The sequence below is a fragment of the Pseudomonas sp. FP1154 genome (assembly GCF_030687245.1).
Lineage (GTDB): Bacteria > Pseudomonadota > Gammaproteobacteria > Pseudomonadales > Pseudomonadaceae > Aquipseudomonas > Aquipseudomonas rhizophila.
This window is the reverse complement of sequence record NZ_CP117465.1, coordinates 1,593,606-1,613,002: the sequence shown is the minus strand read 5'-3', so window position 1 is coordinate 1,613,002 and position 19,397 is coordinate 1,593,606. Positions and strand designations below refer to the sequence as shown.

Below are 19,397 nucleotides of genomic sequence, written 5' to 3'. Positions count from 1 at the left end.
ATGATTTGAAAACCGTACTGATTGTTGATCCTTTCTCCACCGGCAAGCTCTACGCGCCAGTGCTCAATGCCCAAGGCGTACGTTGTGTTGCTGTTATTTCCACCGGCGAGTTGCCCCTGCACTTCACCAGTGACTTGGTGAAGGAAAACTTCGAGGCGATTTACTACTGGGACGATAAACCGCTGGAGGCTTTAAAGACCCTGTCCGTGACGGCAGTCATCGCTGGGTGCGAAACAGCGATCTATCTCACGGACTACCTGACAGAAGCCCTCGGCCTCACGGGTAACAGTCGCGCAACCAGCGACCTTCGTCGCAACAAGTTCGCCATGCAGCAAGCGCTGAAGGAACACGGTTTACGCCACATTCCTTCAGACATCTTGAGTTCACCCACGCACATTGCGGATTTTGTGGCCACACTGGACCCGACCCTCAAATACGTGATCAAGCCTTTGAACTCAGCGGCTACCGAAGGTGTTGTGTTCGCCGAAGGTAAGGAAGCGGTACAGGCTGCACTGGATGGCGCGGCATGGAATAAAAAAAATGACTTGGGTGAGATCAACCTTGGCTTCATCGTCCAGCCGTTCATATCGGGGCCGGAGTACGTGGTCGATATGGTCGCGTTCGAGGGCACGTTCGTCGTGGCTTCCGTGTGCAAGTACACCAAGGTCAATAAAAACGGCAGCCGGTTTGTCTATGAAAGCCTGGACACCCTCGATCCCCGCTCACCCGATGTGCAACCACTGATCGACTACGCGCGCCAGGCAGCCGCCGCATTGAGCATCAGGATTGGCCCCATCCACATGGATATCATCTGGTCCGATGCAGGCCCAGTGATGATTGAGGCGGGAGGTCGCCTGCACGGAGGGATTGCGCCGCAACTCTTTCAGCAGGTCTACCAGCCTGATTTGCTTTCGTTGTCCGTTGACTGCTACCTGGGACGCTCGCCGACCCCGGCCGAAGAAGTCAGCCAAATCAGCCGGGGAAGAATCGGTTTCTTCTGCTCCCACGAAAAGCGCACCTTCAACACACCTTCTTCGACGGTGCTGCACAGTGTTGCCCAGGATGTTGCCTATTGCGGCCACAAATATTTCATCAGCCCCGGCGATACCACACCGGTAACGATCGACTTTGCCACCTGCCCCGGCTTGTTCTGGCTCCATCATCCTGAGGTCAACCAACTGGATGCCAGCACCGAAAGCATACGCAATAAACTATGGTGTTAATGTGATGAAGCCCCGTTTAATCATCCAGAAATCCGCCAGTGACCTGGGCATCAACAATGCCTGCGCGGCGGTGATCAGCAACGTTACCGTTTCCGATGACCAAAGTTTCATGGGCGTGCTGCAAAGCAACCTGAATCACGTTGCTTCCCACTTGAACAGCCTCATCTCGAACAGTGTGTATGAAGGGTTTTCCAGACAGCTCAAAAAGCTCGGCTATGAAAATACCGTCAGCGCCAATGAGAAACTGCTCAGGCGATTCATCTCCAAAGGCGCCCAGCCCATCAACAATATTGTCGACGCCTATAACGCCGTTGCGATTCGCCACGGCGTCAGTATCGGCGTGCACACCTACCATCACCAGGAAGACATTCATGTATTCCGTTCGGAACAACCCAGGAACTTCCGACCGCTGTTTGCCAAGAAAGACATCACCATACCCACCGGCGATCTCGTCTATAGCTGCGGTGATGTCCCCTTGGCAAGCATTGGCAAGGTAGACGCCGATGCCCATGATTTTCGTCTGACCCAGGATTCGTCGAATCTGCTGGTTGTCGTACTGGGGCACGACGAGACGCCTAGGGCGTTCAATCGGTCAATCATTGAAGAGTTGATAGACATGCTTCGTCAGAAAATGCCGAGCCTGAATCATTACTTCCTTGAGACGGTGGTCGACCGGTAACCCCGCTGAGGCATGAACAAGGATTGAGCAGCCTGCCAGCCACTGCTCAATCCTCCTCAGCGCCAGGCCTTGAGGACCGGGTTAACCACCACTTCATTGACATGCTCAATCTTCAGGAAACTGTCCTTGAGCACCATCAGCGCCTCAAAGTTTTTGTATTTGACTTCGAGCATCATGTCCACATCGCCAAACAGCGAATAGGCGTGAATCACTTCGCGGTAGTGATAGATCTTCGGAAACACCAGATGGCAACTGTTGCCGTCAAGTCGCAGCATCAGAAACGCCGACTGTTGGGCTTCTTCGTCCTGCGCGACGTTGATGGTGAAGCCCAGGATCACACCCTTTTCAATCAGTTTTTGAACACGCGACTCTACCGCCGTACGGGACTTGTGCACTTGCCTGGCAAGCTGCGCCAGGCTAACTCTGGAATCATCCTTCAAGGCCGCAATAATCAGCTCATCAACCTTGTCCACTTCGCAGCTCCCTCTGTTTCTGTTGCGTAGGCATTACCGCTCGCGCCGATGCCGCTGACGATCACGCCGCGGAGTTTACGCCAGGCGCCGGTTTTATACCCAACCGACTGATCCACACCGCCGCCAATATCACCGACCCGCCCAGCAGCAACCGCCCCAGTTCTTCGTGCTGGTTCCAGATCAGCAGGTTGACCAGCAACCCCACCGGCACATGCAGGTTGTTCATCACCGCCAGCGTGCCGCCGTTGACCATGCACGCGCCTTTGTTCCACCAGTAAAGCCCCAAAGCGGTGGAGACCAGGCCGAGGAATATCAGTACGCCCCATTGCAGCGGTGCTTCTGGCCAGAAATCCGCCTTGCCGAACATCAGGAAGGCCGGCAACGCCACCGCCAGTGCGCCGAGGTAGAAGTAGCCGAAACGCCGGTAGTGCGGCAGGTCGCTGGGATGGCGAGCGACGAGATGTTTGTACAGCACCTGCCCGGCCGCATAGGTGAAGTTGGCCAGTTGCAGCAGCAAAAAGCCCATGAAGAAATCCGGGTTGATCCGGTCGTAACGAATCACCGCCGCGCCAGCCACCGCCACCAGCGCCGCGATCAAGGCCCAGGGATTGAAGCGACGATTGAGCGCGTCTTCGATCAGGGTCACGTGCAGCGGCGTCAGGATGGTGAAAAGCAGGACCTCGGGCACCGTCAGCACACGAAAGCTCAAGTACAGGCACACGTAGGTCACGCCGAACTGCAAGGCGCCGATCAACAGCATGCCGCGCATGAACGACGGTTCCACCTGACGCCAGCGGGTCAGCGGAATGAACACCAGCCCCGCCAGCACAACCCGCACCAGCACCGCGAAGTAACTGTCGACATGCCCGGCCAGGTATTCGCCAATCAGACTGAAGGAAAACGCCTGAATCAGCGTGACAAAAAGTAGATAGCCCATACGCCCCTCGTTTCGGATGGCGGCGAAGATAGCGGTTTTTGCCGGTTGTCGCTAACTGCAGTAGCCAGCCCAGGCACTGAACCCTGTGGGAGCGAGCCTGCTCGCGATGGTGGAGTGTCAGGTGATTTCTCTTACACAGTCACACTGCAATCGCGAGCAGGCTTGCTCCCACAGGGTTGTGAGGCTGGCCTGGAATTGCAGGCAAAAAAAAGCCCGATCTCGCTAAAGCGTTCAATCGGGCGACTGCACTCAGGAGCAACAAGTGCTAAGGGAGGTTCGATGCGCAAAACAGCTTGAAGGGAGCGCCAGGCCACTAGACCACCTGGCGATTACCTGAGGATTAACGGATCAGGCGACCTGGGACAACTTGGCGTTGGCCTGATTCAAGCCCTTCTCCTGGAAATCACCGCCCAGGTTCATGCCCTCGGCATGGATGAAGGTCACGTCGTGGATGCCGATGAAGGCCATGACCTGACGCAGGTAGGGTTCCTGATGGTCGGAGCTGGCGCCGGCATGAATGCCGCCGCGAGCGGTCAGGACGAAGGCACGTTTGCCGGTCAGCAGGCCCTGGGGACCGGTGGGGGTGTACTTGAAGGTCACACCGGCACGCAGTACGTGGTCCAGCCAGGCTTTCAAGGTACTCGGGATGGCGAAGTTGTACATCGGCGCGGCCATCACCAGCACGTCAGCGGCCAGCAACTCATCGGTCAACTGGTTGGAGCGTTCCAGGGAAGCGTTTTCGATGTCGTTGCGCTGCTCGACGGGCTTCATCCAGCCCCCGAGCAGATTGGCGTCCAGGTGCGGTACCGGATGGATGGCCAGGTCACGAACACTGATTTCATCGGCCGGGTGCGCAGCTTTCCATTGGTTGATGAAGGTCTGGGTCAGTTGACGGGACACCGAGTCTTGCTGGCGGGCACTGCTTTCGATGATCAGAACGCGGGACATGGGATGTAGCCTCCATCGGAGAATGTTGTCAGTCGATGGAGTGAAGCTTAAACATGGTTACATCGATCAAAAAGCGCAAATAGTTGCTGCAAAACATCGATAAATTCGTTTATAAGCGGAGCAAGGATTGGCTCGCTCCTGTGTCACCGACTTATTTCGGCTGGCAGGTCAGTGTGATGCGCAGCTTGATGATGTTGCGGTTGAACTTGGCGGTGGCGTTCTTGAACTTGCCGGCGGCGACTTCGATCTTGCGGGTACGTGGCGCTTCAGGGCCGTTGCGAAACACCACAGTGCAGGCCGCGTCGGTGCCGCCGTAGTTGTTGACCTGAATGGAGCCGATGTCGGCGTCGGTGTCATAGGCGGTGTAGTCGATGCTCAGGCCGTTGAGGTGTTTTTCCACATCGATCGGGTACGCGAACGCAGTCAGCGGCAACAGGGCCAGCACCACACAACAGATTTTTTTCATTAGGCAGTCTCCACCAAGGGACCGCCAGCTTAGGACAAGAGGAGCTCAATATGAAAGCGCCCCGCGTGACCCTGGATCAATGGCGAACCTTGCAAGCGGTGGTCGACCACGGCGGCTTCGCCCAGGCCGCCGAGGTGCTGCACCGCTCCCAGTCGTCGGTGAGTTACACCGTGGCCCGCATGCAGGACCAGCTCGGCGTGCCGTTGCTGCGTATCGATGGGCGCAAGGCCGTGTTGACCGAAGCCGGCGGCGTATTGCTGCGTCGTTCCCGTCAATTGGTGAAACAGGCCAGCCAACTGGAAGACCTGGCCCATCACATGGAGCAAGGCTGGGAAGCGGAAGTGCGGCTGGTGGTCGATGCCGCCTATCCCAACGCCCGCCTCGTACGTGCCTTGACCGCGTTCATGCCGCAAAGCCGTGGCTGTCGCGTGCGCCTGCGCGAAGAAGTGCTATCGGGTGTCGAGGAAGTGCTGCTCGAAGGCGTGGCGGACCTAGCCATCAGCGGCTTCAGCATTCCCGGTTACCTGGGCGCCGAACTGAGCGATGTTGAATTCGTCGCGGTGGCCCATCCCGAACACGCCCTGCATCGCCTCAACCGCGAACTGAACTTCCAGGACCTGGAAAGCCAATTGCAGGTGGTGATTCGCGACTCCGGTCGCCAGCAACCCCGCGACGTCGGGTGGCTGGGGGCCGAGCAACGCTGGACCGTCGGTAGCCTGGCCACCGCCGCGACGTTCGTCGGCAGCGGCCTGGGCTTCGCCTGGCTGCCACGGCACATGATCGAGCGGGAACTCAAGGAGGGCTTGCTCAAGCGTCTACCCTTGGAACAAGGCGGCAGCCGTAACTCCACCTTCTATCTTTTTTCCAACAAGGAAAAACCCTTGGGTCCGGCCACGCAAATCCTCATCGAACTGCTGCGCACCTTCGACACCGCGCCGCTGGATGCGCCGTTCGCCGCCCCTGAACAAGCCTGACAAGGATTTTGCCAATGGCCTATTTCGCCCACGAAGATTGCAACTTGCACTACGAGGAATATGGCCACGGCGCGCCCTTGATCCTGGTCCACGGGCTGGGCTCGAGCACCCGCGACTGGGAAAAACAGATCCCGGTATTGTCCGCCCACTACCGTTTGATCGTAGTGGACGTGCGCGGCCATGGACGCTCCGACAAACCTCGCGGGCCTTACAGCATCGAAGGTTTCAGCGCCGACCTGATCGCCCTGTTCGAACACCTGGACCTGGGCCCGGTGCATCTGGTGGGCTGGTCCATGGGCGGCATGATTTGTTTTCAACTGGCCGTGGATGAGCCAGGGCGGGTCAAGAGCCTGTGCATCGTCAACAGCGCGCCGCAAGTCAAAGTCCGCACGCCTGATGACTGCTGGCAATGGTTCAAGCGCTGGAGCCTGATGCGCCTTCTGAGCCTTGAAACCATTGGCAAGGCCCTGGGCGCCAAGTTGTTCCCCAAACCGCAACAGACCGAGTTACGCCTGGAAATGGCCCGGCGCTGGGCAAAAAACGACAAACGTGCTTATCTCGCCAGCTTCGATGCCATTGTGGGTTGGGGGGTTCAGGAACGACTGTCGCAGGTGGCCTGTCCAACCCTCGTCATTTGCGCCGACCACGACTACACCCCCGTGGCCTTGAAAGAGGCCTATGTGAAACTGCTGCCCGATGCCCGGCTGGTGGTCATTGCCGACTCACGGCACGCGACCCCGCTGGATCAACCCGAGCGCTTCAACCAAACCCTGCTCGAATTTTTGACCGCAATCGACTCAACTACTCAGGATCACTGAACCCATGCTGAAAAAAATCGCCCTCGCCGCCGGCTCCGTCCTGTTTGCCGCCAACCTGATGGCCGCGCAGCCGACCACGGCGCCCCACGTATTGCTGGACACCACCAACGGTCAGATCGAAATCGAGCTGGATCCGGTCAAGGCGCCGATCAGTACCAAGAACTTCCTTGAGTACGTGGACAGCGGCTTCTACAACAACACGATTTTCCACCGCGTGATCCCGGGCTTCATGGCCCAGGGCGGCGGTTTCACCCAACAGATGCAACAGAAAGACACCAAGGCACCGATCAAGAACGAAGCCAGCAATGGCCTGCATAACGTTCGTGGCACCTTGTCGATGGCGCGTACTTCCAACCCGAACTCGGCCACCAGCCAGTTCTTCATCAACGTGGCCGACAATGCGTTCCTCGACCCGGGCCGTGACGCCGGTTACGCAGTGTTCGCCAAAGTGGTCAAGGGCATGGACGTGGTGGACATCATCGTCAACTCCCAGACCACCACCAAACAAGGCATGCAAAACGTGCCGATCGATCCTGTGATCATCAAGTCGGCCAAGCGCATCGACTAAACAGCACAGGGCAAGCCTGAGCGGCGGCGGCGATCCCGCGCCGCTCACAGGAAAAAAGGAGAGCCCGGCCCGGGCTATGTACCCATGGTTTATCGCCGTTTCGAAACACTGATCGACATTTTCCGCGACGCCCCTACCTCGGCACCACCGAACCGCGTCCTGCCCTTCTACACCTATTATCTGAAACAAGTCTGGCCCAGCTTCGCCGTGCTGCTGGTGGTGGGCCTGATCGGCGCACTGATCGAGGTGGCGCTGTTCAGCTACCTGAGCCGCATCATCGACCTGACCCAGGGCACGCCGAACGTGGACTTCTTCAAGCTCCACGGCCTGGAGCTGGCGTGGATGGCGGTGGTGGCGCTGGTTTTCCGGCCGATCTTCGTGGCCTTGCATGACCTGCTGGTGCACCAGACCTTGAGCCCCGGCATGACCAGCCTGATCCGCTGGCAAAACCATAGCTACGTGCTCAAGCAGAGCCTGAACTTTTTCCAGAACGACTTCGCCGGACGCATCGCCCAGCGCATCATGCAGACCGGCAACTCCTTGCGCGACTCAGCGGTGCAGGCCGTGGACGCGCTGTGGCACGTGCTGATCTACGCCATCAGCTCACTGGTGCTGTTTGCCGAAGCCGACTGGCGCCTGATGATCCCGCTGCTGATCTGGATCGCCGCCTACATCGGTGCACTCTGCTACTTCGTGCCGCGGGTCAAGGAGCGCTCCGTCGTATCGTCCGATGCCCGCTCCAAACTCATGGGCCGGATCGTCGACGGCTACACCAACATCACCACGCTGAAGCTGTTCGCCCACACCAACTTCGAACAGCAATACGCCCGCGAAGCCATCCAGGAGCAGACCGAGAAAGCCCAATTGGCCGGCCGCGTGGTCACCAGCATGGATGTGGTCATCACCAGCATGAACGGGCTGCTGATCGTCGGCACCACGGCGCTGGCCCTGTGGCTCTGGACCCAGTCGCTGATCAGCGTGGGCGCGATTGCCCTGGCGACCGGGTTGGTGATCCGTATCGTCAACATGTCCGGCTGGATCATGTGGGTGGTCAATGGCATCTTCGAAAACATTGGCATGGTCCAGGACGGTTTGCAGACCATCGCCCAGCCCGTCAGCGTTACCGACCGCGACCAGGCCAAGCCTTTGGCGGTGGCCCGTGGCGAAGTGCGCTTCGAGCATGTGGATTTCCACTATGGCAAGAAAAGCGGGGTGATCGGCGACCTCAACCTGGTGATCAAGCCGGGGGAAAAGATCGGCCTGATCGGCCCGTCCGGTGCGGGCAAATCCACGCTGGTCAACCTGCTGCTGCGTCTGTATGACGTGCAGGGCGGGCGCATTCTGATCGATGGGCAGGACATCGCAGAAGTGGGCCAGGAAAGCCTGCGCGAGCGCATCGGCATGATCACCCAGGACACGTCGCTGCTGCACCGTTCCATTCGCGACAACCTGCTCTACGGCAAACCCGACGCCACCGATGCGCAACTCTGGGCGGCGGTGCACAAGGCCCGGGCCGATGAGTTCATCCCGCTGCTGTCGGACGCTGAAGGCCGCAGCGGTTTCGATGCCCATGTGGGTGAACGCGGGGTGAAGCTGTCCGGCGGCCAGCGTCAACGTATTGCCATCGCACGGGTGCTGCTCAAGGATGCGCCGATCCTGATCATGGACGAAGCGACGTCAGCACTGGACTCGGAAGTCGAAGCGGCGATCCAGGAAAGCCTCGAGACCCTGATGCAAGGCAAGACCGTGATCGCCATCGCCCACCGCCTCTCCACCATCGCGCGAATGGACCGGCTGGTGGTGCTGGAAAACGGCCGCATCGCCGAGACCGGCAGCCATGCCGAACTGCTGGCCCATGGCGGGTTGTATGCGCGGCTGTGGCAGCATCAGACGGGTGGGTTTGTGGGCATCGACTGAACCGGGTTGGCTTCTACAGACAGGAGGCGTGGGAGTCGTGTGGGAGCAAGGCTTGCCCGCGATGAAGATGACGCGGTCTCCCGGATGGCCCGAGGCGCCTGCCTCGCGAGCAAGCTTTGCTCCCACAGCCCAGCGCCCGAGCGCCATTCTGAAAAATTCTGTCCAGGATCCATTTAGCCCACACCGCAACCACATACTCCCCACCGTCCAAGGACGAAACCGCCACAGTCCATGACTCTGGCGGTTTTTTAATGCCGCTGGATTTGTCGCAAAAATTTGCTGTACTCAGCCCAGGTTCTGGAGATGAACCTGTCGTAATTCTGCTGGATGCATAACCGATTATCACGACTGTTTTATCAAGGATGCTTATGTCTTTACTCAAACGTTCAACGACTGAGTTGTTGGGTACGTTCTGGCTGGTGTTGGGCGGCTGTGGCAGCGCTGTATTGGCCGCTTCCGGGATTGGCGTGCTGGGTGTTGCCCTGGCATTCGGCCTGACGGTGTTGACCATGGCGTTCGCCATCGGCCATATCTCAGGTTGCCACCTGAACCCGGCCGTCTCGGTGGGCTTGTACGTGGGCGGGCGGTTTCCGGCCAAGGAACTGCCTGCCTACATCATTGCCCAGGTCATTGGTGGGGTGCTCGCCGCCGCATTGATCTACTTCATCGCCAGCGGCAAGGAAGGCTTCGACCTGGCCGCTTCCGGCCTGGCAGCGAACGGTTACGGCGAACATTCGCCCGGTCAGTACTCCATGGTGGCCGGCTTTGTGACTGAGCTGGTCATGACGGCAATGTTCATCCTGATCATCCTCGGCGCCACCGACAAACGTGCGCCAGCCGGCCTGGCACCGATTGCCATCGGCCTGGCCCTGACGCTCATCCACCTGATCTCGATTCCGGTCACCAACACCTCCGTCAACCCGGCCCGCAGTACCGGTCCGGCACTGATCGTCGGCGGTTGGGCCATCGAACAATTGTGGCTGTTCTGGGTGGCACCGCTGCTGGGCGCCATCGTCGGCGGTGTTGCTTACCGCTGGCTGGGCAAGGAAAACAGCTGAGTCACGCCGGCGAAGATCAGCATTGCCGATAAGGCAGTGCGGTCTTCGCCTCTTCGGCATACGCCAACACGCCCTCCTGCTCCCGGACCAGAAAGTCTGCAACCGCCGCCTTCAGGCCAGGATGGCGCAAGTAGTGCCAGGAACGGGTGATCACCGGCTCGAAACCACGAATCAGTTTGTGCTCGCCCTGGGCACCGGCATCGAAACGCTGCAAGCCGTGGGCAATGGCGTAATCCATGCCCTGATAAAAACAGGTCTCGAAGTGCAAACGGTCGAATTCCGCCAGGCAACCCCAGTAACGCCCATAAAAACTGTCACCGCCCACCAGGCTGAACGCCATCGCCACCGGCCGTGAACCTTGTTTGGCCAATACCACGCGAATGGCCTCGGGCATGCGCTCGGCCAGCAGACTGAAAAACGTCCGGGTCAGGTACGGCGCTTGCCGACGCACCGCGTAAGTATTGGCGTAACAGGCGTAGACAAAATCCCATTGGGCCTGGTCCAGTTGATGACCTTCCAGCCATTGGAACTCGATGCCCTGCCCCGCCACTTGCTCACGTTCCTTGCGCATCTGCTTGCGTTTGCGGGAACTGAGCGCGTCGAGAAAATCCTGGAAGTCCCGATACCCGCGATTGCGCCAGTGGTACTGGCAACCAATCCGCTGCAGCCAGCCCTCCTGCCCGGCCAACGCTGCGTCGGTGAAGGCATCGGTGAAGTTGATGTGGGCACTGGAGAGCGATTCGATTTCCAGATAACCCGGCAGGCTGGCAAGCAACTCCAACCCGTCTTCCCCACTTGCCGCCAGCAGCCGCGGGCCACTGACCGGGCTGAACGGCACCGCCGTCAACAGCTTGGGGTAATAGTCGATCCCGGCCCGGGCGCAGGCGTCGGCCCAGGCGTGATCGAACACGTATTCGCCGTAGGAATGCCACTTGCGATAACTGGGCAGAGCCGCCAGCAAACGACCGTCTTCAATATGCAGCAGATGCTCGGCCTGCCAGCCTGATTGCGGGCCCAGGCTGCCACTGTCTTGCAGGGCCGTGAGGAAAGCGTGGCGCAGGAAAAGTTGATTGACGGGCACCAGCGCGTCCCACTCTTGCGGCGCGATGGCGGACAGGCTGTCCAGAACGTGTAGCGGCATGCGGCTCCCCGATATCCAGAATGCGGATGGGGCGAGTATCGCCGATCCTGAGCGGACGGACGTAAAAAAAAACCCCGCCAGAGGCGGGGTTCAAAGGAGCTATAACGGATGAAACATGAAGCGTTGAATCAAATCAGCACGACTTAGAACACGTACTGGGCGCGCATGACAAAACCGTCACCATCGTCGTCGCCGTTGGCATTGGTCACGTTGTCGGCCTTGGCCTTGACGTAGGCAGCGGAGATTTTCACCGCTTCGTTGGCGTACCAGTTCACACCCAGGTTGTGCACCTTGGCTTCGGCATCGCCCACGTCACGGGTCGCGGAGGCAGTGGTGATGTTGTCGTCTTCGACGGTCATGCTGTCGTAGCGATAGAACACTTCCCAGGCGCCGATGGATTTGTTCTGGGGTTTGATCGCGTCAAACTTGCCGACTTTATAGCCACGGGACTCGCCAGTGATGGTATAGGCACCCTGGACGTAGAAGCCGTGGCCTTTGATGTCTTCGAAGGCATCGCTGTCAGCCTTGGTTTTACGCGAGATGTACTCACCCTGGATCGACGCAGGACCCATGGCGAAAGCGGCTTCCAGGCCGAACGCCGTGTCGGTGTCGTACGAACCGGCCGGCGAGTTGTTCGCGCCACCCAGCAACGGACGGTTGCCGTTAGGGCCGGCATCGTTGCCACCCAGCGTTTCGACGCCACGCATGCCCAGGCGGGAACGATAACGTGCATCGAATACGGTGTCGGAGACGTCACGGGAGGCGACGTTCACACCGAAGTGCAGAACGTTGCCGGAGTCGTGCATCGGCGCGAATACGAAGCGACCGTTGACCTGCTTGACGCTGTCGCCGTCGGTGTCGTTGTTGTCCTTGGCGAATACGCCAGCGGAGGCATAGAACGAATCGGCGAAGGTGCTGGACGCTTGCAGACCCAGACCGTTCTGGTGGCCGTTGGCCCAGTCGATCAGATCGTAAGCAGCGTTACGCTCCGGCGCGGTCACCCACTTGGAACTGGTGGCTTTTTCCAGGCCGAAATCCGGGTCGAAACGACCGAATTTGATCGAGACCGGCTTGAAGCCGTTGTAGGCCATGGACGCTTCGTCAAAGTAACCGTCGTCTGAACTGCCGGCGTTATGCGAGAAGTCGTAGCTGATGGTGTAGGCCCAGTCCGTGTACAGCACGCCGGACAGTTCCAGGAAAGCGCGACGAAAGTAAGCGGCGTCGGCCGAATTGCCATTATCGGTGTAGAGACCGTCGAACTGGCTGTAGTCAGCCTGCAAACGACCGCCAAGCTTGAAGCTGAACTCTTTGTCGGTGGTAGCGACCTCAAGGCCGCCCTTGGTTTTGACCACGATATCGGCGCCATCGGTGGTGACGGTGCCGGCGAAAGCCTGGGCGGTTACTGCCATTGCCAGTGCGCTGGCGGCAACACCTGCGAAGTGCTTACGGATCATCGAAGAATTCCCCTGTTGGTAGTCTATGCCGTTAGAAAACACGCGGAACTGAGCCCGCTGGTGTTGGAGGGGATCTTGGCGATGGGTTGTGTCAGCGCAGTTGCTGTCAGATAAAGATTTTATGACAGGGGAACTTTTTACTTCGAAAGGGAATAACTGCTGCACCAATACCAGTGGGAGCGAGCCTGCTCGAGATAGCGGTCAATCAGCCGGCATTGATGTCGAATGAAACAATGCCATCGCGAGCAGGCTCGCTCCCACAGGGGCGTAGGGGTGTCTGGGACTCAGCGAATATTTTTACGGCGCTCGGCCGCGAGTTTTTCAGCCAACTGATCCAGATTGGGAACCGGCGATTCAGGCAGCTTTCTGAGCGTGGCCTGCATCAGGCGCATCTGGCGAATGAAACGCCGGCACGTGGCACAGAACATCAGATGATGGCGCATCATCAGGCGCTCACGAAAACTCAGTTGGCCGTCGAGAAAATCGCTGGAGCGCGCCACTTGTTCCTTGCAGGTCAGCATTCGCCGGTTTCCTCGAAATGTTCTACGGTCGCAAAGACCTTCAGCCGTGCCCGATGCAACAGCACACGTACGTTGGAGAGCGAGATGTCCAGAAGATTACAGATGTCTTCCAGTTCCAGGCCCTGACGTTCGCGCAGGGTCAAGACACTGCTTTGCAGTTGCGACAGACTGAGCAGCGTGTGCTCGAGGCATTCGCGCAGCTCACTCATCGTGAGCAGCGCCTCCGGTGTGTCCTGATGCCAGGCGAACGGTGCTAGCAGCCAATGGCCATCCGCGGCGAAACGATCATCGCCCAGGGTGCCGTGGGGCGACGCCAGATCATCGAGCAACACCTCCCGACGGTTCTGCTTGTAGCGGCCCTTGGCGGCGTTGGCGGTGATGGTCAGCAGCCAGGTCTTGAGACTGGAGCGGCCCTGGAAGCCATTGAGGTTGCGCACCACTGACAACCAGGCGTCCTGCACCACTTCATCGGCATGCCGACTGCCCACGATGGCGTAGGCCACGGCGCGCATCGGGCTCTGGTAGGTGCTGACCAGCTCTTTGAAGGCCTGCTGCTCACCGGCCAGGAGGCGTTGGAGCAGTTGTGTGTCGTCGGTGACGGTCATTCAACGCCCATTGCTGAATAGATCGCGGCTGTGGCGAGGGGGCTGATGTGGGAGCAAGGCTTGCCCGCGATGCGGTCCTTCATAAACCGCGCTGCCTGTTTCGTGAGCAAGCTTTGCTCCCACATGACCTTGCTTCCACAAAAAATTCGTCGCCGCCAGAGGATCAATGCTTACGCAGAATCACGCTGCCAATCGAATAGCCGGCGCCGAACGAGCTGAGTACGGCGACCGAACCGCTGGGCAAATCATCCTGGTAGGAGTGGAACGCAATCACCGAACCCGCCGAGCTGGTGTTGGCGTAGCGGTCGAGGATCACCGGCGCTTCTTCTTCGGTGGCTTCGCGACCCAGCAGCTTGCGCACGATCAGGTGGTTCATGCTCAGGTTGGCCTGGTGCAGCCAGAAACGCTTCACTTCACCGACGCTCAGCTGATTTTCTTCCAGGTGCACGCCAATCAGTTCGGCCACCATCGGGCAGACATCGCGGAAGACTTTACGACCTTCCTGGACAAACAACTTGTCACGGCTGCCGATCCCCTCTTCCCCGGCGCGGTTGAGGAAGCCGAAGTTGTTGCGGATGTTGTTGGAGAATTTGGTGAGCAGCTTGGTGCTGACCACGTCGAACTGATACGGCGAGGTCGCCAGGTCCGCCCGTTCGATGATCACCGCGGTGGCCGCGTCGCCGAAGATGAAGTGGCTGTCGCGGTCGCGGAAATTCAGGTGGCCGGTGCACACCTCAGGGTTGACCATCAGGATCGCCCGGGCCTGGCCCAGTTGTACGCTGTTGGCCGCGGCCTGGATGCCGAACGTCGCCGAGGAACAGGCCACGTTGATGTCATAACCAAAGCCTTCGATGCCCAGCGCTTCCTGGACTTCAATGGCGATGGCCGGGTACGGACGCTGCAGGTTGGAACAGGCGACGATCACGCCATCGATGTCGGCGGCGGTGCGGCCGGCGCGTTCCAGGGCCTGTTTCGCGGCACCGACGGCCATTTCACACAGCACCGACCACTCGTCGTTGGAGCGCTCGGGCAGGCGCGGGGTCATGCGTTGCGGGTCGAGGATGCCATCCTTGTCCATGACAAAGCGGCTCTTGATGCCAGAAGCTTTTTCGATGAACGCCGCGCTGGATTCGGTCAACGCCTCGACTTCTCCCCGCTCGATGGCTTGGGCATTGTCGGCGTTGAATTGCGCGACGTAGGTATTGAAAGACTGCACCAGCTCTTCATTGGAGATGCTGTTGGCCGGGGTGTACAGGCCGGTGCCGCTGATGACGACGTTATGCATGGTCGTGTCTCTGATCTGTTCAGGCAGAAAGCGTTGGCACCGACGTACCAACACACAAGGGGTCTTTTCCCATCCAGGGGAAGCAGACCTGGCAGCGCTTTATTCCGATCCGCCCGTGATCATCGACGCTAAAAACCACGGGACCGGCATTTATAGGCGCGAAGTTTGCCATAAACGCTGGCGTTTGGCCCATTCTCAGTGAATTACAAAACCAAACCCTGTGGGAGCGAGCCTGCTCGCGATAGCGCTGGATCAGCCAGCATCAATGTTGACTGACCCACCGCTATCGCGAGCAGGCTCGCTCCCACAGGTCTTGCGCCGGGGTCAGGGCTCCACCTGCCCCCACTGCTTGCTCAAGCGCTTATCCGAAATCGGCACCTTGGTGCCCAGTTGCTGGGCGAACAGCGACACCCGGTACTCCTCCAGCCACCAGCGGTACAGCTCCAGTTGCGGGTCGCGCTTGCCTTCCTGGGCGTGTTTGCTGGCGCGGGTCTGGTACTGGACCCAGAGGTTCGACAGTTCACCGCTCCAGACCCGGTCCTTCTGCACCTGGCTGCCGAGTTTCTCCAAGCGCTGCTCGATGGCCTTGAGGTAGCGTGGCAGCTCCTTGAGCCACTGATGCGGGGTTTCGCGCACAAATCCCGGGTACACCAGATGGCTGAGTTGCTGTTTGATGTCGTTCAGGGCCACGGCCTGGGCCAGGTCGATCTTGCCCTTGAAGCGTTTTTGCAGGCCGTGCCAGAGTTTGAGGATCTCCAGGGTCAGCTTCGCCAGGCGTTCGGCATGTTCGGTCCAGCCGCCGCGTTTGCGCTCGGCCAGGGATGCCAGCGCGGCGCCATCACGGGGCAGGCTCGCCTCGCCTTCCAGCACGCAACTGTCGAGACTGACCAGCAGGATGTCTTCCACCAGGCTGTCGATGCGTCCCAGTTCGCGGTACAGCAGGCCAAGTTCCGTCAACCCGGGCAGTTTGCCGCGCAGGAACTTGGCCGATTCTGCCAATTGCTGCATCAGCAACCGCTGCAAGGCGCGACGGTGCTGGAACTCGGCTTCAGCCGGGGTCGGGAAGCGGCCTTCCTTGACCACACCGCCCTCTTCCACCAGCGCCGGGTACACCGTCATCGACAGCCCGGCGATCTTCTGTTGGGTTTTCTCGGCCACCGGGGCGAAGATTTTCGCTTCCACCGGCGCCTGGCTTTTCGCCGTCTGCGGCACGGCCAAGGCGGCCTGGCTGGCTTCGGCAAAGCGTGCCGTCAACTCGGCCAGGTCGCGGCCTTCACCGAGAAACTTGCCCTGGCCATCGACGATTTCCAGATTCATGCGCAGATGGCTTTCCACCTGCTGCGCAGCTTCCGCCCAGGCTTCGTCGCTGACCCGCGCGCCGGTCATGCGCAGCAGTTCGCGGCCCAGGGATTGCGGCAACGAACCCTCAGCAAAGGTGATGCGTTGCAGCGCGGCCTTGACGAAATCCGGCACGGGCACGAAGTTTTTGCGCAGGGCCTTGGGCAGGTTGCGCACCAGGGCGATGCACTTGGCTTCGATCATCCCGGGCACCAGCCATTCCAGACGCTCCGGCGGCAGCATCGGCAGCAGCGGTGCCGGCACGCGCAAGGTCACGCCGTCGCGGGGATGGTTGGGTTCAAAATGGTAGCTCAGCGGCAAGGTCAGCTCACCGACGCGCAACGTGTCGGGGTAATACGCGGCAGTGACTTCACTGGCCTCGCGGGCCAGCACGTCTTCTTCGCGCATGATCAGCAGTTGCGGGTCTTTCTGGCTGTTGATCCGGTACCAGCTGTCGAAGGTCGCGGTCTGGTGGATCTCGGCCGGCAAGCGCGCATCGTAGAAGGCGAACAGGGTTTCCTCGTCCGCCAGGATGTCGCGACGGCGGGCCTTGGCTTCCAGTTCGTCGAGTTGCTCCAGCAGTTGGGTATTGGCACTCAGGCACTTGGCCCGGGACTGGATCTCGCCGCGCACCAGCGCCTCGCGGATGAACAGTTCCCGCGACACCACCGGGTCCACCGGCCCGTAATGCACCGGCCGGCGACCGACCACGATCAGCCCGAACAGGGTGATCTGCTCATACGCCACCACCTGCCCGCGCTTTTTCTCCCAATGGGGTTCGAAGTGGTTTTTCTTGATCAGGTGGCCGGCCAGCGGTTCGATCCAATCCGGCTCGATCTTGGCCACCATGCGCGCGTAGAGCTTGGTGGTTTCCACCAGTTCGGCGGTCATCAGCCATTGCGGACGCTTCTTGCCCAAGCCTGACGAGGGGTGAACCCAGAACCGTCGTTGGCGGGCACCGAGGTAGTCGCCGTCTTCGGTTTTCTGACCGATCTGGCTCAGCAGGCCGGAAAGTACCGCCTTGTGCAGTTTCGGGAAATCAGCCGGCTCTTTATTGAGGCTCAACTGCATGTCGCGACAGATCAAGCTCAACTGGCGATGGGAATCGCGCCACTCGCGCAGGCGCAGGTAGTTGAGGAAATTCTTGCGGCACCAGTTGCGCAGCGGGCTGGCGGTCAGGGCCTGGCGCTGCTCTTCGAAACCGCGCCACAGATTGACCAGCCCGGCGAAGTCCGAGTCGGGGTCTTTCCACTGGGCGTGGGCCTGGTCAGCCGCCTGCTGACGCTCCGGTGGACGCTCGCGCGGGTCCTGGATCGACATGGCGCTGGCGACGATCAGCACTTCCTGCAAGCTGCCCAGTTTCGCCGCTTCCAGCAGCATACGGCCCATGCGCGGGTCCACCGGCAAGCGCGCCAACTGGCGGCCCAGCGGGGTCAACTGACTGTTGCGGTCCACCGCCGACAGCTCTTGCAGCAAGTTGAAGCCGTCGGTGATGGCCTTGCCGTCCGGCGGTTCGATGAACGGGAAATCGGTAATCTCCCCCAAGCGCAAGTGCAACATCTGCAGGATGACCGCCGCCAGGTTGGTGCGCAGGATCTCGGGGTCGGTGAATTCCGGCCGGCCGAGGAAATCCTCCTCGCTGTACAACCGCACGCAGATCCCCGGCTCGACCCGCCCGCAGCGGCCCTTGCGCTGATTGGCGCTGGCCTGGGAAATGGCTTCGATGGGCAGGCGCTGGACCTTGGCGCGATAGCTGTAGCGACTGATGCGCGCGGTGCCGCTGTCAATCACGTAGCGGATGCCCGGCACGGTCAGCGACGTTTCAGCGACGTTGGTCGCCAGCACCACGCGACGGCCAGGGTGGGACTGGAAGATCCGCTGCTGTTCGGCTGGCGACAGCCGCGCATACAACGGCAGGATTTCGGTGTGTTTGAGCTGGGCCTTGCGCAGCATTTCCGCCGCGTCGCGAATCTCCCGCTCGCCCGGCAGGAACACCAGCACATCACCGGGGCTGCGGCGTTCGCTACGCTCATAGGCGGCGATTTCATCGAGGGTGGCGAGGATCGCCTGGTCGACGGTCAAGTCATCCTCGACGCGGTTGCCCTCCTCGTCCTGCTCCAGGGTCAACGGGCGATACCAGGTGTCCACCGGGAAGGTGCGACCCGAGACTTCCACGATCGGCGCGTCATCGAAGTGCTTGGAAAAACGCTCCAGGTCGATGGTCGCCGAGGTGATGATGACTTTAAGGTCCGGGCGACGCGGCAGCAGGGTCTTGAGGTAGCCGAGCAAAAAATCGATGTTCAGGCTGCGCTCGTGGGCTTCGTCGACGATGATCGTGTCGTAGCGTTCCAGGTAACGGTCGTTCTGGGTCTCGGCCAGCAGGATGCCGTCGGTCATCAACTTGATCAGAGTGTTGGCGTCGCTCTGGTCTTCGAACCGCACCTGGTAACCGACCAGCGCCCCCAGCGGCGTGGCCAGCTCTTCGGCGACCCGGCTCGCCACGCTACGCGCGGCGATCCGCCGCGGCTGGGTATGGCCGATCAAACCGTGCTGGCCGCGACCGATTTCCAGGCAGATTTTCGGCAGTTGCGTGGTTTTGCCCGAGCCGGTTTCGCCAGCGATGATCAGCACCTGATGCTTGAGCAGCGCGTCCTTGATTTCGTCGCGCTTGGCGGCGATCGGCAAGCTGTCGTCGTAACGAATGACCGGCAGGCTGGCCTTGCGCGCCAACACCTGATCACACGACGCCTGCATGCGCGTCACCCACTGGGCCAGCTTGGCCTCGTCGGGTTTCTTGCGCAGCTCGAGCAACTGACGCCGCAACCGGTGACGGTCGGCGAGCATGGCGTGGTCGAGGTTTTTCAGCAGTTTGTCGATAGCGGGGGCTTGGTCAGTCATCAGGTACGCAAGGGTCGTCGGTTTGTGCAGGGGGCCGATTGTCGCAGATTTGCGCAGGCTGCGCCGACCCATGGCAGCCTGCCCGCTGTTCCCT

Annotated in this window: 17 protein-coding genes; 7 read left to right on the top strand and 10 right to left on the bottom strand. The window is 60.2% G+C overall.

The window, feature by feature from the left end; all coding sequences use genetic code 11:
- The first annotated feature begins 5 nt into the window (after nucleotides 1-5).
- Entirely contained in the window at nucleotides 6-1,223 is a 1,218-nt protein-coding gene (locus PSH91_RS07405) for an ATP-grasp domain-containing protein (protein ID WP_305467730.1), read from the top strand.
- 4 nt (nucleotides 1,224-1,227) lie between these two features.
- A complete protein-coding gene (locus tag PSH91_RS07400) occupies nucleotides 1,228-1,902 on the top strand; it encodes a phenylalanine--tRNA ligase beta subunit-related protein (RefSeq protein ID WP_160891854.1) in 675 nt (224 codons plus the stop codon).
- A 56-nt stretch (nucleotides 1,903-1,958) separates the two neighbouring features.
- On the opposite strand, the gene PSH91_RS07395 is transcribed toward PSH91_RS07400, so the two are convergent.
- The 4 genes from PSH91_RS07395 to PSH91_RS07380 form a co-directional block, all read right to left on the bottom strand.
- Entirely contained in the window at nucleotides 1,959-2,375 is a 417-nt protein-coding gene (locus PSH91_RS07395; RefSeq protein WP_092458258.1) for an Lrp/AsnC family transcriptional regulator, read from the bottom strand.
- 61 nt (nucleotides 2,376-2,436) lie between these two features.
- Nucleotides 2,437-3,312 (bottom strand): carboxylate/amino acid/amine transporter, encoded by an 876-nt coding sequence (locus PSH91_RS07390; RefSeq protein WP_160891852.1) that lies wholly within the window; start codon nucleotides 3,310-3,312, stop codon nucleotides 2,437-2,439.
- Between the two features lie 348 nt (nucleotides 3,313-3,660).
- Nucleotides 3,661-4,260, bottom strand: coding sequence for an FMN-dependent NADH-azoreductase (locus tag PSH91_RS07385; protein WP_047227915.1), 600 nt, complete (start codon nucleotides 4,258-4,260; stop codon nucleotides 3,661-3,663).
- 151 nt (nucleotides 4,261-4,411) lie between these two features.
- On the bottom strand, nucleotides 4,412-4,726 hold the full coding sequence (locus PSH91_RS07380) for a hypothetical protein (RefSeq protein WP_047227916.1): 315 nt from the start codon (nucleotides 4,724-4,726) through the stop codon (nucleotides 4,412-4,414).
- A 50-nt stretch (nucleotides 4,727-4,776) separates the two neighbouring features.
- Here PSH91_RS07380 and PSH91_RS07375 point away from each other — a divergent pair, with 50 nt between their 5' ends.
- From PSH91_RS07375 to aqpZ, 5 genes are all read left to right on the top strand, one after another.
- Nucleotides 4,777-5,700 (top strand): LysR family transcriptional regulator, encoded by a 924-nt coding sequence (locus tag PSH91_RS07375; protein ID WP_076385912.1) that lies wholly within the window; start codon nucleotides 4,777-4,779, stop codon nucleotides 5,698-5,700.
- 14 nt (nucleotides 5,701-5,714) lie between these two features.
- Nucleotides 5,715-6,518, top strand: a complete 804-nt coding sequence (locus tag PSH91_RS07370) for an alpha/beta fold hydrolase (protein WP_047227918.1) — start codon at nucleotides 5,715-5,717, stop codon at nucleotides 6,516-6,518.
- 4 nt (nucleotides 6,519-6,522) lie between these two features.
- A complete protein-coding gene (locus PSH91_RS07365; protein WP_047227919.1) occupies nucleotides 6,523-7,086 on the top strand; it encodes a peptidylprolyl isomerase in 564 nt (187 codons plus the stop codon).
- 84 nt (nucleotides 7,087-7,170) lie between these two features.
- Nucleotides 7,171-9,003 (top strand): ABC transporter ATP-binding protein, encoded by a 1,833-nt coding sequence (locus PSH91_RS07360; RefSeq protein ID WP_076385916.1) that lies wholly within the window; start codon nucleotides 7,171-7,173, stop codon nucleotides 9,001-9,003.
- 368 nt (nucleotides 9,004-9,371) lie between these two features.
- Nucleotides 9,372-10,061, top strand: a complete 690-nt coding sequence (gene aqpZ / locus PSH91_RS07355) for an aquaporin Z (RefSeq protein ID WP_173407238.1) — start codon at nucleotides 9,372-9,374, stop codon at nucleotides 10,059-10,061.
- Nucleotides 10,062-10,077: 16 nt separating this feature from the next.
- Here aqpZ and PSH91_RS07350 read toward each other — a convergent pair whose 3' ends face one another.
- From PSH91_RS07350 to hrpA, 6 genes are all read right to left on the bottom strand, one after another.
- Complete coding sequence (locus tag PSH91_RS07350; protein WP_305467726.1) at nucleotides 10,078-11,202, bottom strand: GNAT family N-acetyltransferase; 1,125 nt, start codon at nucleotides 11,200-11,202, stop codon at nucleotides 10,078-10,080.
- Nucleotides 11,203-11,345: 143 nt separating this feature from the next.
- Nucleotides 11,346-12,656, bottom strand: a complete 1,311-nt coding sequence (locus PSH91_RS07345) for an OprO/OprP family phosphate-selective porin (protein ID WP_047227923.1) — start codon at nucleotides 12,654-12,656, stop codon at nucleotides 11,346-11,348.
- A 284-nt stretch (nucleotides 12,657-12,940) separates the two neighbouring features.
- Nucleotides 12,941-13,177, bottom strand: a complete 237-nt coding sequence (locus PSH91_RS07340; protein WP_047227924.1) for an anti-sigma factor — start codon at nucleotides 13,175-13,177, stop codon at nucleotides 12,941-12,943.
- Nucleotides 13,171-13,782: an RNA polymerase sigma factor gene (locus PSH91_RS07335; protein WP_305467724.1), complete on the bottom strand. Its 612-nt coding sequence runs from the start codon at nucleotides 13,780-13,782 to the stop codon at nucleotides 13,171-13,173. Before PSH91_RS07335 ends, PSH91_RS07340 begins: the two co-directional genes overlap by 7 nt.
- A 163-nt stretch (nucleotides 13,783-13,945) precedes the next feature.
- On the bottom strand, nucleotides 13,946-15,067 hold the full coding sequence (locus PSH91_RS07330) for a beta-ketoacyl-ACP synthase III (RefSeq protein WP_047227926.1): 1,122 nt from the start codon (nucleotides 15,065-15,067) through the stop codon (nucleotides 13,946-13,948).
- A 324-nt stretch (nucleotides 15,068-15,391) separates the two neighbouring features.
- Nucleotides 15,392-19,303: an ATP-dependent RNA helicase HrpA gene (gene hrpA / locus PSH91_RS07325; RefSeq protein WP_305467723.1), complete on the bottom strand. Its 3,912-nt coding sequence runs from the start codon at nucleotides 19,301-19,303 to the stop codon at nucleotides 15,392-15,394.
- Nucleotides 19,304-19,397: the final 94 nt, after the last annotated feature.